Here is a 14,268-nt window from a genome sequence, read left to right on the forward strand (position 1 = left end):
CTGTTGCTGAACGCGTGCATGAATACAGCCACAGGCTCTATATGCGCGCGTTGGCCCGCAGGTTGACTGAAAGCGCCGATGGCATAACCACCGGCGTTTCGCCCGGTGCGCAAGGTTAACGGTAGTAGACCGCAATGTGCTGTCCCGCCACGGTTTCAACCGCGACAGGTATTTCAAAAAGGCGCTCAATAAGATCGGGTTTCATCATATCAGCCGGCGTGCCGCAGAAAAAAACCGCACCGTTCTTCATGGCGATAATATGGTCTGAATACGTCGAGGCGAAGTTAATATCATGGATAACCAGGATGATGGATTTTCCCAGCTCGTCAGCGGCGCGCCGTAGCTGTTTCATCATGGTCACGCTGTGTTTCATATCCAGATTATTCAGCGGCTCATCCAGCAGCACGTATTTTGTATTTTGACACAGCACCATCGCGACAAAAGCGCGCTGTCGCTGGCCTCCCGAGAGTTCATCAAGATAACGTTCAGCAAGCGGGAGCAAATCCAGAAAATACAGTGCCTGATGGATATGATGCTTATCGTTTTCCGTGATGCGCCCTTTGGAATAGGGATAGCGACCAAAACTCACCAGATCGTACACCGAGAGCCGGCTGGTGACCTGATTTTCCTGCCGCAGTACCGACATAATTCGCGCCAGCTTCTCGCTGTGTGCTTCATTGACGATGAGCGAATCGATTCTGACCTCACCGCTGTCGGGCTTCAACAGTCGGCTAATCACCGACAGCAAGGTTGATTTGCCTGCCCCATTGGGCCCGATGATTGAGGTAATGCCCGATGAGGGCAGGGTTTCGTTGATGTTTTTAAGGACAGATAACGGGCCGTATGCCTTATTCACATTCACAACTTCAATCACGTCGCCACCTTTTTCAGAATCAGGTAAATAAACAGTCCACCGCCTAAAAATTCAATAATGACGGACAGCGTTCCCGCCATGTTAAACACCTGCTCCAGGATTAACTGTCCGCCCGTCAGCATGATGATGCCAATCAGCACCGTTCCCGGTAGCAGGTAGCGATGACGCCACGATCCCACCACGGGCCAGGCAAGGTTGACCACCAATAGCCCCAGAAATGTCATCGGCCCGACCAGCGCAGTTGAAATTGCCACCAGGAGCGAAACCAACAGCAACAGACCGGTGACATAACGCTGAAAAGGGACACCAAGTGCCGTCGCGCTATTGCGCCCTAACGCAATAACGTCCAAGCGGTGCCGTATGCGCCAGACGATAATCGTGATTGCGGCAATCAGCACGGCCGAAAGGGCCAGCACCGCCGGGTCAGCATGGGTAAAGGTGGCAAACATACGGCTTTGCAGCACGGCGAATTCGCCAGGGGAGAGTAAACGTTGCATCAGACCCGAAAGGCTGCGAAAGAGGGTGCCAAACACCAGGCCCGTTAACAGTACCCGGTGAAGATCCAGCCCACTGCGGTTAAATAGCCAGCGATAGAGCAGCGTGGCAAAGATCATCAACAGTGCCGTTTCGCCAAGAAACGGCACCATACTTCCCACCTGGCTCAGTTGCGAAAGCTGAACAAAAAATACCAGCAGGGTTTGGATAAACACAAAAAGCGACTCAAGGCCCATGACCGAGGGCGACAAAATGCGATTTTGCGTGATGGTTTGAAAAAGCAGCGTACTGATGCCGGATGCAAAGGCGACCAGCACGATGGTGAATAAAATCTGCCCCCGATGTTTTAATACGTAGCTGATGTTTCCCTGCAGATGCAAGGTCATAAAGACAAGGGAAACAATGACCGCAAGCAGGGCTAACAGGCTGATTCGCCAGACGGGCGAGGAGACGTTTTTCAGGGATCGGGACAGCGGTGACAGATCAGTTGCCATAGCGCCTTCCTCTGATAATCAGCACCAGAAAAACCGCCGCGCCCAGTACGCCGAGTAAAGCACTGACCGGGACTTCAAAGGGATAAATAATCAGCCGCCCCAGGATATCGCAGCTCAAAACCAGTATGGCCCCTGTCATCGCGACCCAGGGCACGGTGCGGCGCAGGTTATCGCCGAAAATCATGCTGACAATATTCGGCACAACCAACCCCAGGAAAGGCAGGACACCGACGACAACGATCACCACGCCGCTGACAATGGCGATCATCGCCATCCCCGTTAACTGGATCTGGCGATAGTTCAGCCCGACGTTAACCGAGAAGTCCTGGCCCAGACCGGCCACCGTGAAGCGATCGGCAATCAAGGCCGCCAGCAGGGTAATCAGTCCGACAATCCAGATCAGCTCATAGCGGCCCTGCATTACACTGGAAAAGTCGCCGGATTCCCAACTGCCCAGCGACTGCAGGATATCAAACTGCATCCCCAAAAATGTCGTTACCGAGCTGAAAACGGCGCCCAGCATGATGCCAGCCAGCGGCACAATAAACGCGCTTTTCTGCCGGATGCGCTGAATGAGCAGCATAAACAGTACCGTACCGGCCAGCGCAAACAGGGAAGCGATGCACATTTTGACGATAACGGGCGCCGCCGGATACCAGACCATCACCAGCAGAAGCCCCAGGCTTGCGGACTGGGTTGTACCCACGACCGAAGGCTCAACAAAGCGGTTCTGCGTCAGCATCTGCATGATCTGGCCTGCCACGCTCATCGCGCTGCCGGCAAGCACCAGCGCGACAGTACGTGGAAAGCGGCTGACAAACAGAATTTCCCGCATCTCGGCATCGTGCCACAGGTCGATTAATGACATGCGGGTTACGCCCGTGACTAAGCTCAGCATAACCAGCGTAGACAGCAGCCCCAGGCCGATGAGATAAGCCCCGTATTTCATTCAGGCTGCTCTCTGGCAGCGAGCAGTTGTTGTTTGATCTGGCTCATCATGAGGCTGTAGCTCTGGAGCCCGCCGGCAATATACAGCGAGGCGGAATCCAGCCAGATAATCTGCTGCTTTTTCCATGCGGTGGTGCGGCGCACCAGCGGATTATCCAAAACCTGACGGGCCGACAGGCCTTCTTTACTGCCGATGGCGCTGTCACGGTCCAGAACGAACAGCCAGTCGGGATTCGCCTGCATGATCAACTCGGGTGAAATGGCATTGCTATGTTTGCTGGCGTTGGGCAGAGAGAGTGCAGGCTTGAACTGCAGCACATCAAAAACAAAACCAAAGCGGGAGTGCGGCGTATAGGCGCTGAGTTTGCCGCCGTTAACCATCAACATCATGGCGCTTCCCGACCGGGCGGCGAGGGGGCGAAGGTCTGCAATCTGCGCGTTAAATGCGGTTAAAACGGCTGTTGCCTGCGCCTGTTTGCCAAAGATCTCCCCCAGTTGCGTCGTGCGCTGCGTCAGGCTTTGCATGAAATCATGCGGGTCAATATCCAGAGAAACGGTGGGCGCGATACCGCTGAGTTTGTTGTAGGCCGCCAGGGATCTGCCACCGGCAAAGATCGCCTCCGGTGCGGCGGCGCTTAAGGCTTCATAGGCAGGCTCAAACAGCGTTCCGGCATTGAAATAGCCCTGACCATTATATTTAGCCAGATGCGCCGGATAGGTGAAACCGGCTTGCGGGACGCCCGCCGGTGTAATGCCTAATGCATCGGCAATATCCAGCGTGGACGGATTGAGGATCACCACGCGTTGAGGGTGCTGCGGCAGCGTCGTGGTTCCCTGCAGATGCGCTACCCTGACCGTTGGTGCTTCACCAGCAGATGCCGGAGGCAAAACCGTCAGTACCCAGGCCAGGGGCAATAAAATCGACAGAAACGGGAAACGCATGTGTTCTCCTTGCGCGTGGTTAGGGTCCGTATAAGGTCATGGGTTTTGGTTTATACGCAGTTCTGATTACCTGCTTTACGCGCCTGTATCACGCAGCGGCCGCAATGCATAAAACGTGATGCCGGGCCAGTTACTGTTCAGGCTGCTCTCTGTCCATCCCACGCTCGCTGAGATCAATCATCCTGTGACGGCGCCTTGACGGGGCGGCGTGAGAGCATTAGTGGGGCGATCAGAATGACGCCGTTATTGAGGCATACATCGTGCGGCCGGAAACCGCGTAGTTGTTGCCTGAAACCCCGCTGGAGGACGGATGGTCAGAGACAGGGTTTTTATCAAAAAGATTGTCCAGCCCGGCATTAAACTTAAGGTTTTTCGTTGCCCGGTACTGGCCAGACAGGCCATAAATCATGTAGGCATTGCGGATACGTGCCGTCGCGGTATTGCCTCTCGCCGCCTGGTCTGCGCTGCTGTTCAGCCCCAGCATCTTTCCGTAGTATTTTGCGGTAAATGAAAGGCTGATGTCGTCATTGACCTGCCAGTCAAGGGAGGACCACGTGGCGAGCGTTGGCGTTGTCACGAGCATCACGCCCAGAGAATCTTCGGCTTTGAGCATTCGCGTGAACGTATTACTCAGCGACAGGCGCTTCATCCAGGGGCCCATTTCTTCTGAAATCAGGGGAAGGGTCACATTGCCTTCCAGGCCCTGGGTTCGCGCCCTATCGAGATTGACGCGTTCAAGCCAGTAGCGGCCTGAGGTATCACCGGGTAAATAGCCAACAGGCGCAGAGGCGATTTTGTCTTTGAAGCGGCTGTCGAAGAACGTCAGCCCCGCGCTCCATCCTTCATAATCGAAGATCGCGCCCACTTCCCAGTTTTGTGACGTTTCAGGCTTGAGTTTATCGCTGCCCATCGTGTAACAGCCGCCGCCGTGGTAATCGGCATAGCCGTTACATCCAGCGCCTTTGGAGGATTCAATAAAGCCTTTGCTTGCCTGGCGCACGCTGGGTGCTTTAAAACCTTCTGAATATCCCCCTTTTAACGTCAGCGTATCCGTGGCCTGCCAAACCAGATAGGCGCGTGGCGTTGTCCTGTTACCGTAATCGGTATTATCTTTGCGCAGGCCCAGCGTCAGTGAAACAGTATCCAGCAGGTCGATTTGATCTTCGACAAACAGGCCGGTACTTTTGGCCTGAGCGTGATGTTTGCCATAGCTGCTGGAGGCGTCCGCCACCACGCCAACAGAGCGAGGGTTGTTCAGCTCTTCTTTTTTCCACTGTGCGCCGACAGTCAGGTTATGTGGTAACCCGAATTCAAATGGCAGGTTAATATCGCCTTCAACAATGCGTTCTTGATTCCACAGCGCCACATCCTGACTGCCCGTCACCGTACCGCCAGAAATTACTGGAATATCGGTTACCCAGTTTTTAAATTTATTTTGATAAACGTTCAGCTTTGCCGTGCCGAAATCAAAAATACCGCGATAATCGAGCGCATAATTTTCACGTTCAAGTTTATCTACACCGCGCAGCGCAATTTCACTGCCATCCATGGATTCACCGGGAATACCTCGCTCGGTTCCCTGCTGAGTGGAAACGGCGATGCGCTGATGAGGGGTGATATCCCAGCCGAGTTCAGCGCCGTAATTTTCATTTTTGCGGCCTTCCTGGCCGCTTCCCCAACGCAATGCGTCGGTTTCGCTTTTATCCGCTTCGCGCTTGTTCCATGAACCATTAACACGCAAATCAAATCCATGGCCCAGCGGACCACCGATGCTGCCTGTCCAGGTCTGGGTATTGCCCCGGTTGCCATCCTGCGGCCGTCGGGTGCCTGCCGTTAATGCGCCGTGCCAGGTATCGCTATTTTTCTTTGTGATAATATTCACGACTCCGCCCATTGCATCCGAACCATAGAGCGCGGACATGGGCCCTCTGACCACTTCAATGCGTTCAATCGCATCAACGGGGATCCAGTTAATATCGTCGAAATAGTTTTGCTGGGTGCTTTTAATACCGTTACTTGAGCCGATGCGTTTGCCGTCAACCAATAACAGCGTATAAGCCGCGGGCATACCGCGCAGTTGAATACCGGAACTGACGTCTGTGCCAATGGCTTTGGTCACGCCTGCGACACGTTCAAGAATATCGGCCAGGTCCGTGGCGGATTTACCAATGTCTCTTTCCAGCTGTTCTGCCGTGATAACAGAGATTGATGCAGGGGCATCTTTCAGTCGCTGTTCAATCGCCGATGCCGTTACCACCATGACATCTTCACTGTCTTCATTCCTGTCAGACTCAGCCAGAGCGGGGGAGATCATGCCAACAGCGGGAACCAATAAACTCGTGGTAATATGGCGAGTGATTTTTTTCAACGGCATCATAATGATTAATCCCTTAACGATTGTCATCCAGTTGATATATCCCTGAGCGAAAGAAATCATAATTCCATATGCAAATAGGAATCAACTCAATAATCATTATCAATTGCCGGAAAAATAAATCCGTCATGAAACTGAGTGGTTTTTTTAAAGAATTAAATTGCCAGAAAGCGTCGTAAGAATACCAGGGTGCCACAAATGCGCCTAAGCTAACTGATTAAGACTGCACAGTTTTGGGATTATCTTTGGCTAAATTTATATTTTCATTAACACTGGCTTGAATAATGAGTTGTCTATAAGTCACGCTTAAATATTAGATATTCTCTTCTTTGTCTCAGAGGACATATACAGGCAGTTAACAATTTCTGGCTTGGTTATTAACTTTCAATAAGCGTTTTATTTATATTTTAACGCTGATCGGGCCGGAATTGCGGTGCTGGTAACGCGTAATCTGCGGGGAACTGGAAAATCAGGCGAATCTTTTATTCAGAATAATGATGAATATCGTATTCAGAGGCGGTGGGGATATTGCAGTGGATTGCGGGCGCATCCGCTAAAACGTGTTCCGGGGATGCTCAATCCTCAGACACGTTTTTGACGTCAGCGCGCCTTTGATACTCCGCGGCTCTCAGAGGAAAGGGACGCGGCGTTCGGATAGCGCATTCACCTTTATTGTCCACACCGAACGGCCAGCAAAGCTGTGCCGATGGTTTTGTTATCCATGGACAGAGACTGGTCTAATGCCTGTACTGGCCAAAAAACGCGGCCAGTGCGTTGGCAGTGGCTTCGGGCTGTTCCTCCGGCTGGAAGTGCCCGCAATTAGCGATGTGCTGGCCGTGTATATCATCGCCGTAGGCTTTCAGCGTCGCCGCCATATCTGCAATCGAGCCTTGATCGGCGGACAGCCCCAGTACCGGCATGACCAGTCGCCCCTGCCTGACCAGCTCCGCATTTTGCGCGGCCGACTGAGACAGCGCTCTGTAAAACGCCAGCCCCGCGCGTAAGCCCCCCGGCGTTTTAAGCAAGCGCTCATATTCGCTCAGTTCAGTCTCGCCATAACAGCTGTGGTTAGCGGCTTTCTCGCGAAAAAACCATTCCAGATAAATGCGCTCACGGCCTGCCAGCAAGGCTTCAGGAAGATCCGCTACGGCATGGAAGGCAAAGTGCCATGTTTTCCAGGATTTGTCAGAAGCCGACGGCAGTTTATCCGGTAATGATATGCCCGGAATACCGGCATCCATCAACGTCAACGCCCGTATTTCCTCGCCATATAACATTGCATAGGTAAAGGCTACCCAGGCACCGACGTCGTGTGCGGCAAGAAAGTACGATCCTAAACTGAGTGAATCGATAAAGGCATGCAGCCGCGTGGCAACCGTTTGAGTGTCGTAGCCGGAAAGCGGCTTATCTGTGTCACCCTGGCCCGGCAAATCAACGGCGATAATTCGGTATTGATCAGCCAGAGGCAGCATGACATGTCGCCATGCAAACCAGCTTTCAGGAAAGCCGGCCAGCAACACCAGCGGAAAGCCATCCTCACGACCGCCCGTGACATAATGAAAGCGCAGACCTTCTATCCGGGAAAAATGGTGACTAAAACCATCGGGTGCAGAAGGGAGCATGAGAGCAGACATAGGGTTTTCCTAAAGTAAAAGTACACTACCGGCTTACAGCCGCCATGGCGCGTTGTAATCATCCGCCGCTTAAAATGGTGAACCAGGTGCATGGCCCAGATGAGTCATGAAGACCGCTGCAACGGCAATATCGCCCCGGCGAGCGCGGCCTCAACAATCATGCGTTACGCCAGAACCTTCAATGCCTGAGCCACAAAACGCTCAGCATCGTCGGTGAGGGTTGAGGCTTTACCGATGACGCGCATTCCCTGAAGCAACGCCAGAATCACCTCGGCAGCGGCGGCTTCGTTGGTGGTCGCGGCAATGGAACCATCTTGCTTTCCGCTTTTGATCAATTCCGCAATGTTGCTGCGCCGCGTTGCCAGCTGTTTTTCGAGGCTGGTGGCTGCAGCGCCAAGCTGGTCGACGTTAGTAATACCAGCCACCACCATGCAGCCCAGCTTGCCCTCTTTTCCCTGACTGAGCTCAACGTAATCCCGCAGCAGTTCAGCAAGCTTGTCTTTGCTGGTCGTGGCCTTTTCCAGCCGGGTTTTTATGTGCTCTTCACGAAGAAACACATACCGTTCAAGCGCCCTAGCAAAAACGCCCTGTTTGTCTTTATAAGCCTTGTAAACGCTACCGGTACTGAGGTTGGTCGCTGCGGTGATGTCGCTGATGCTGACGTCACTAAAACCACGATCGCGAAATAGCCTGATGGCCCCATCCAGAAATTGCGCTTCGTTAAAAGCACGCGGTCGGCCCGCAGAGGATTGCGCATTGCCGGTGTGGGAAGGGGATTTCATAGCTAATCTCCAATTAGGAAGTGATCGTTTCCTTTTTAGAGCATGGAGGGGGAGGCTGTCAAGGGGAGGAAGAGGGAGGGGGTGACACTGTAGATTCTGATCTCGGGTTCAGGCACAAAGCAGAAGAGACTTGATGAGTGTTAAGACTTAATCAGGCCGGCAGCAGATCTATAGTGTCAATCTAGAGCCATCATCAAATTTCACGTATCAAATGTTATTCACGCCAACTTTATTAAAGTTACTTTATTTACAATTATATTGATGAATACTTTTTTTTGTGATGTGACGCTCATATGCGAAGTGTTTTAATTGACTATTTTTGCATATCCACTTCATGCCTCAAGATATTATAAGGAAATGCGTTAATATTTTAGTGGCGCACCAACAACATTTTGTTGTCAATAATAAATAAATTGTTGTTTCCATTTTTTGGTTTCAAACAATATAGTACATATGAACACGATATGGCTTATTAAATAACGTTGACTCGTGAGGGGTAAAATGAGCGAAATATACATTGAAAAAATTAAAGAATACTTCCCGCAACTCTCAGAAGTAAAAGATAAAACACTTGTAGATGCTACATGCAAAATATGGATCGAGGCATTAAATAATAGTACCTGGAAAAATATAGAGGAAGCGCAATTTGCGACCAGAGCACCAAACGTTGGATTGATTAAGCATACAGAGAGTGTTACGGAAAATGTTCTGGTCATAGCCAGGAACATGATAAGAAAATTTGGATATGACATAAATACAGATACTTTAATTATTTCAGCAGTTTTACATGATGTATGTAAATTGGAAGAAATGGAAATGGATGTTGGTGGACCTGGAACTAGTAAAAAAAGTCTAACAGGTAAACTCTATCAACATGGTTTTTTAAGTGGATATTATTGCCATAAATACGGACTACCTGAAGAGATTACTGCATTAGTTGTTGCACATTCAGGGCAGTCGAGAGTTATCCCACAAGGTAAAGAGGGGATGATTTTATTCTATGCAGACATGATGGATGCAGATGTCCACTTTGTTCATGTTGGAACAGAACTTTGTCTCCATGGGAAATAATACCTAAATTAATAGAATTAATAAGGAACATACTATGTCAGTAGGTAATAGAGTTTTTACAAAAAGAACATTGCCAGATCCAGAAGTGGTTAAAGCATTCAGTAAAATAGCAGCGGCAAATGTGGCGGATTGCATGGGGCGATTGTGTGGAATGAACCCACAAATAAAACTTATGTCGAATCCGTCCGGTAGAATTATGTGTGGTGTTGCATTAACAGTTAAAGCCAGAGCCGGCGATAATATGATGCTTCATAAAGCCATGAATATTTCACAACCAGGCGATGTAATTGTTATCTCAAACGAGGAGGAACGAAGTAGGGCTGTTATGGGTGAAATAATGTTTAATTATTTACAAGGCTTCAAAAAAATAGAAGGGATTGTAATTGATGGCCCGGTCAGAGATATCGATGTCCTTTCAAAAGGAACATTACCTCTTTATGCAACTGGAACAACTCCATCTGGCCCATATAAAGAAGGACCTGGGGAAGTTAATGTTCCTGTTTCATGTGGTGGTATTATTGTAAATCCAGGAGATATCATTCTTGGAGACAGAGATGGCGTAATTGTAATACCCAAAGGTGACGCTCATTCTATTCTGGAAAAAGCGATAGTATTATCTGAAAAAGATAAAAATAAAGCAGCAAACTCTGCAGCGGGTACTGTCAATCGACAATGGGTAGACGATTTATTGGAAAAAAAAGATGTAGAGATAATTGAAAAGCCATATGAATAATAATATTAAAGCAGGAAAGGCGAAATATGAAGTACAAAATAGCAAAGCTTATTCCAGTTGTAATTTTCCCTGTACTAATCTGGATACTTCCGTCCCCTAGTGGACTGGATATTGAGACATGGCATATGGTTGGTTTGTGCCTTTCTCTAATGTGTGGATTAATCATAAAACCTTTTTCCGAACCAATTATTAGCCTGATTATCGTAGGTATTGGATCATTTTTTTTAAAAGATCCCAATTTGCTTTTTCAAGGTTGGGGGAATCAGAGCGTTTGGTTTTTGCTGGCCGTGCTACTAGCTTGTAGTTCATTCAGAAAAAATGGTCTGGGTAAACGTATGGCATACATTTTACTATCCAAGTTTGGGAATACCTCCTTTGGCCGTTCCTCACTTGGTTTGGGATATGTTATGCTGCTCTGTGATTTGATATTAAGTCCAGCAACGGGCTCTAATACATCCCGATCCGCAATTGTTTTCCCGATATTTCGAGGGATAGCGGAATCTCTCGGTTCTCATCCAGACAAGGATCCCAAAAAGTTAGGTGCTTACCTTGAGTTATTAGAGCATGTAATTGCAATGTCAACAGCGGCACTTTTTTTAACCGGGATGGCATCCAATGCAGTGATCGCATCGACTGTAAATCAACTGGTAGGTATAGAGTTATCGTGGGGTTTATGGTTTAAAGCAGCGCTAGTCCCGGGGTTACTTATTCTTTTTATAAGCCCTCTTGTTGTCTATAAGTTATTTCCACCAGAAATACGTGATTTAGGCAATATAAAACCAATCGTTACGCAAAAGCTTGCTGAAATGGGTCCCATGAAACGAGACGAAAAGATCATGTTAGTTCTTTTTATCTTAGCTATTTTGGGATGGAGCATAGGCTATAAAATCGGAATGGGTTTATATATCGTTGCCTTTATCTGGTTAGCCCTGCAGTTGATTTTTGGGTTATTAGATTGGAATGACCTAATGGCTGAAAAAGGGGCCTGGAACATGTTCCTCTGGTATGGTGCATTTTTCAGTATAACCGTTGCTCTGAATCAAGGTGGATTCTATACATGGCTTGCGTCACAATTTCAGTACTACATTGATCTATCTGTGATAAGCGGCTCCCTTGTTTTAGTCATACTGGTATTACTTAGTTTAGTAGTTAAGTATTTTTTCGTTTCGAACGCTGCTTATATTGTATCAATTTACCCGGTCATTCTTACCTTAGCAAAAGCAACTCAGGTAGATATGATGGCTTTGTCATTGATGCTAGCTCTCTTGGGTGCATACGGCGCTTTGCTTTGTAACTACGGAAACGGTGCAAGTATTTATTTATTTGGAAACGGCTATGTTAGCCAAAAAGATTGGTATACAAAAGGCACGATAGTACTTGCCCTTATTGTTGCAGTGCTCTTTGCTGTCGGTCTACCATATTGGAATTTGATTGGTATATTGTAATATATTAATAATGAGGTTTTTAACATGGGTTGGAAAATTCTGTTACCACAAGAGTTGAAACAAGATGGCCGTCATCTGCTTGAAAGTCAAGGGCATACGTTAATTGATGGTCGAGGCTTTGAAACAGAGGATGTAATTGCAGATATGAAGTTACATCGGCCTGATGCGATTATTGTTCGTGTGACAAAAATGTCTCGTGAAGTATTTGAGGCGGCAGCGCCAAATTTAAAGGTTCTTGTCCGACATGGCGCTGGATTTGATGCTGTGGATCTAGATGCTGCTAGCGACTTTGGGGTCAAATGTTTGTATGCGCCAGTAGCTAATAGTACATCAGTTGCCGAAACAGCGTTGATGCTAATGCTATACATGAGCCGTAATGTGACCACTCTTCGTACAATGTTGCCAATAGATTACTATGCGGCAAAATTAAAAACTCATATGACAACATTAAACGGAAAAACAGTAGGGATCATTGGATGTGGGAATATTGGAAGCCGCACAGCCAAACGGTGCCTTGCTATGGAAATGAACGTTCTGTGCTATGATCCATATAAGCCTGCTAAAGATTTCCCTGATGGTGTCGAGGTTGTAAGAGATCTCGACAGAATTTTTATAGAAAGTGACTATATATCACTTCATGCACCGAATACATCTGTGACTCATAAGATGATCAACAAAGAAAAGTTAGCCATGATGAAATCGAGCGCTTTTCTGATCAATACAGCTCGAGGTGGATTGGTAAATGAAAATGATCTCTTAGAAGCATGTAAAAATGGCGTGATCGCTGGAGCTGGACTGGATGTAATTGCTCATGAGCCAATGCTGCCGAATAACCCATTGTATAAACTGAATAATATTTTAATCACTCCTCATATTGGTGGAAATACTGTTGAAGCTGCAATTCGTGCTTCTTACATGGCTGCTATGGGCGTTGCCGAGATGTATGAGGGTAAGGTTCCAACATGGCCAATACCATTAATTGATTATAATAACGCTGTGACTTACATAGATACAAAAGAAAGTAATAAAACTCCTGTTGGAATGTTTGATTATTAATTGTATTTATATCTGATGTGATCGACCACAGTGCATTATCAGTGGTCGATTTATATACTTCAGAGATTATGCCTTAATTAAGGTAAACAGCGCTATTTTAGAAATGGAAAATAGTTGTAACACCTATTTCTATAAGTTATTATTGAATCATATTTTCATGAGTTGGTTAATTCAACGAATCTAATTTTCTTATTATTATACAATCGCTGTCTATTTTTATCAAAAAAATAACAATTCATTGCATATCTTAACGATTTAACATGCAGTGATTACGATAAACAAGCGAGTAATTATTGGTGGTTATTATATAGTTATATTGAGGTTGTTATGAATTTCATTAGTTTGAGCTATTTTGTCGAGTTGGCAAAAAATTTAAACTTTACCAAAACTGCCCAAAAACTCTCCACCTCACAGCAAAATCTCAGCATACATATTAAAAAATTAGAAGATTATTACGGCACAGATCTATTTCATAGAAAACCGCAGCTTAAATTAACTCAGGCGGGAATAGTGCTTTATGACTCTTCAATAAAAATACTCATGGAAAGTAATAATGTATCATCTCGAATAAATGATATAAAACAGAATAATATAGGTACATTAAATATTGGCGTAACTCCGTATAGAGGTAGTTATTGGCTCCCCATGCTTTTACCGGGATTTTTTATAAAATGGCCTAATGTTACAATAAATATTACAACTGAAACCTCAGCCAGAATGGAGCAAATGGTTATCTCCGGAGAGCTTGACTTTTTTGTAGGCATAAAAAAAGAAAGTGATTCATTATTAGAGGTAATTCCATTGATGAACGACAGGCTATATCTGGCAGTCACCAGAAAACTGCTTGTTGAATATTTTGGAAGGGATGCAGACAATGTTATTTTAGAATGTAAAAATGGTACTACGCTTGATAAATTCAAAAATTTCCCATTTATTTTACTTAAATCAAACTATCGTCTTCATGAAATTGTAAATGTATGCTTTCAAGAGGCTGGGTTTAAACCAAGAAAAATATTAGAGGTTGATTCTATAGAACTTATGCTTTCTTTATTTGATTATGTTCTTGGCGTTTTTTTTCTGACTGAAATAAGAGTGCCAACCTTACAAGAGAGATATCCAGATAATGTTTTTTTACCTGTCCTTTTACGAGATGGTTATGTTTTTAGCCCATTGAATATCATCTATCATAAAAAAAGTTTTTTATCAAAGTATGCACATGACTTTATCTCCCGGACAACAGCATTGTTTGGGGCTTCCCAATCTATTTCACAATAAATCGTTGGCCTGCTTTCTGATTGAGCAATACTCATAATTTCAGGAATACCTTTGCCATAGTTATCGGTCCCCCCTCAGTATCCCCAAATATAACTTGATGCAGATTGAAGTTGATTGACTTCAGGACACCAAAAAGCTTGCTTGT

General features: G+C 46.7%; 12 protein-coding genes. 5 read left to right on the plus strand and 7 right to left on the minus strand.

The features are described 5' to 3' along the window. Positions 1–115: 115 nt before the first annotated feature. From AAIE03_RS02110 to AAIE03_RS02140, 7 genes are all read right to left on the minus strand, one after another. Positions 116–874 carry an iron ABC transporter ATP-binding protein gene (locus AAIE03_RS02110; RefSeq protein WP_013026821.1) on the minus strand — a complete coding sequence of 253 codons (759 nt, stop codon included), beginning with the start codon at positions 872–874 and terminating at the stop codon, positions 116–118. Then, positions 871–1,863 (minus strand): iron chelate uptake ABC transporter family permease subunit, encoded by a 993-nt coding sequence (locus AAIE03_RS02115; protein WP_126843427.1) that lies wholly within the window; start codon positions 1,861–1,863, stop codon positions 871–873. Before AAIE03_RS02115 ends, AAIE03_RS02110 begins: the two co-directional genes overlap by 4 nt. Then, positions 1,853–2,812, minus strand: coding sequence for an ABC transporter permease (locus AAIE03_RS02120; protein WP_072138235.1), 960 nt, complete (start codon positions 2,810–2,812; stop codon positions 1,853–1,855). Before AAIE03_RS02120 ends, AAIE03_RS02115 begins: the two co-directional genes overlap by 11 nt. Continuing rightward, positions 2,809–3,753, minus strand: coding sequence for a siderophore ABC transporter substrate-binding protein (locus AAIE03_RS02125; RefSeq protein ID WP_498562724.1), 945 nt, complete (start codon positions 3,751–3,753; stop codon positions 2,809–2,811). The genes AAIE03_RS02120 and AAIE03_RS02125 overlap by 4 nt, the downstream gene beginning before the upstream one ends. Positions 3,754–3,982: 229 nt before the next feature. Beyond that, positions 3,983–6,130, minus strand: coding sequence for a TonB-dependent receptor domain-containing protein (locus AAIE03_RS02130; protein WP_498562725.1), 2,148 nt, complete (start codon positions 6,128–6,130; stop codon positions 3,983–3,985). Positions 6,131–6,864: 734 nt separating this feature from the next. After that, positions 6,865–7,761: an alpha/beta fold hydrolase gene (locus AAIE03_RS02135; RefSeq protein ID WP_426144415.1), complete on the minus strand. Its 897-nt coding sequence runs from the start codon at positions 7,759–7,761 to the stop codon at positions 6,865–6,867. 164 nt (positions 7,762–7,925) lie between these two features. Beyond that, positions 7,926–8,543, minus strand: coding sequence for a TetR/AcrR family transcriptional regulator (locus AAIE03_RS02140; RefSeq protein ID WP_426144416.1), 618 nt, complete (start codon positions 8,541–8,543; stop codon positions 7,926–7,928). Positions 8,544–9,044: 501 nt separating this feature from the next. On the opposite strand from AAIE03_RS02140, the gene AAIE03_RS02145 reads away from it, so the two are divergent. The 5 genes from AAIE03_RS02145 (at position 9,045) to AAIE03_RS02165 (ending at position 14,123) form a co-directional block, all read left to right on the plus strand. Then, positions 9,045–9,614, plus strand: coding sequence for an HD domain-containing protein (locus AAIE03_RS02145; RefSeq protein ID WP_110015929.1), 570 nt, complete (start codon positions 9,045–9,047; stop codon positions 9,612–9,614). Positions 9,615–9,648: 34 nt separating this feature from the next. After that, the gene (locus AAIE03_RS02150) at positions 9,649–10,347 is read left to right on the plus strand and encodes an RraA family protein (protein ID WP_110015927.1); all 699 of its coding nucleotides are present in this window, start codon (positions 9,649–9,651) and stop codon (positions 10,345–10,347) included. A gap of 26 nt (positions 10,348–10,373) precedes the next feature. Further along, complete coding sequence (locus AAIE03_RS02155) at positions 10,374–11,792, plus strand: DASS family sodium-coupled anion symporter (RefSeq protein ID WP_128391909.1); 1,419 nt, start codon at positions 10,374–10,376, stop codon at positions 11,790–11,792. 24 nt (positions 11,793–11,816) lie between these two features. Then, positions 11,817–12,848: a hydroxyacid dehydrogenase gene (locus tag AAIE03_RS02160; RefSeq protein ID WP_029570511.1), complete on the plus strand. Its 1,032-nt coding sequence runs from the start codon at positions 11,817–11,819 to the stop codon at positions 12,846–12,848. Positions 12,849–13,175: 327 nt separating this feature from the next. Further along, positions 13,176–14,123 carry a LysR family transcriptional regulator gene (locus AAIE03_RS02165; protein WP_498562726.1) on the plus strand — a complete coding sequence of 316 codons (948 nt, stop codon included), beginning with the start codon at positions 13,176–13,178 and terminating at the stop codon, positions 14,121–14,123. Positions 14,124–14,268 lie beyond the last annotated feature (145 nt).

The sequence above is a fragment of the Pantoea sp. Ae19-2 genome, from assembly GCF_059801205.1.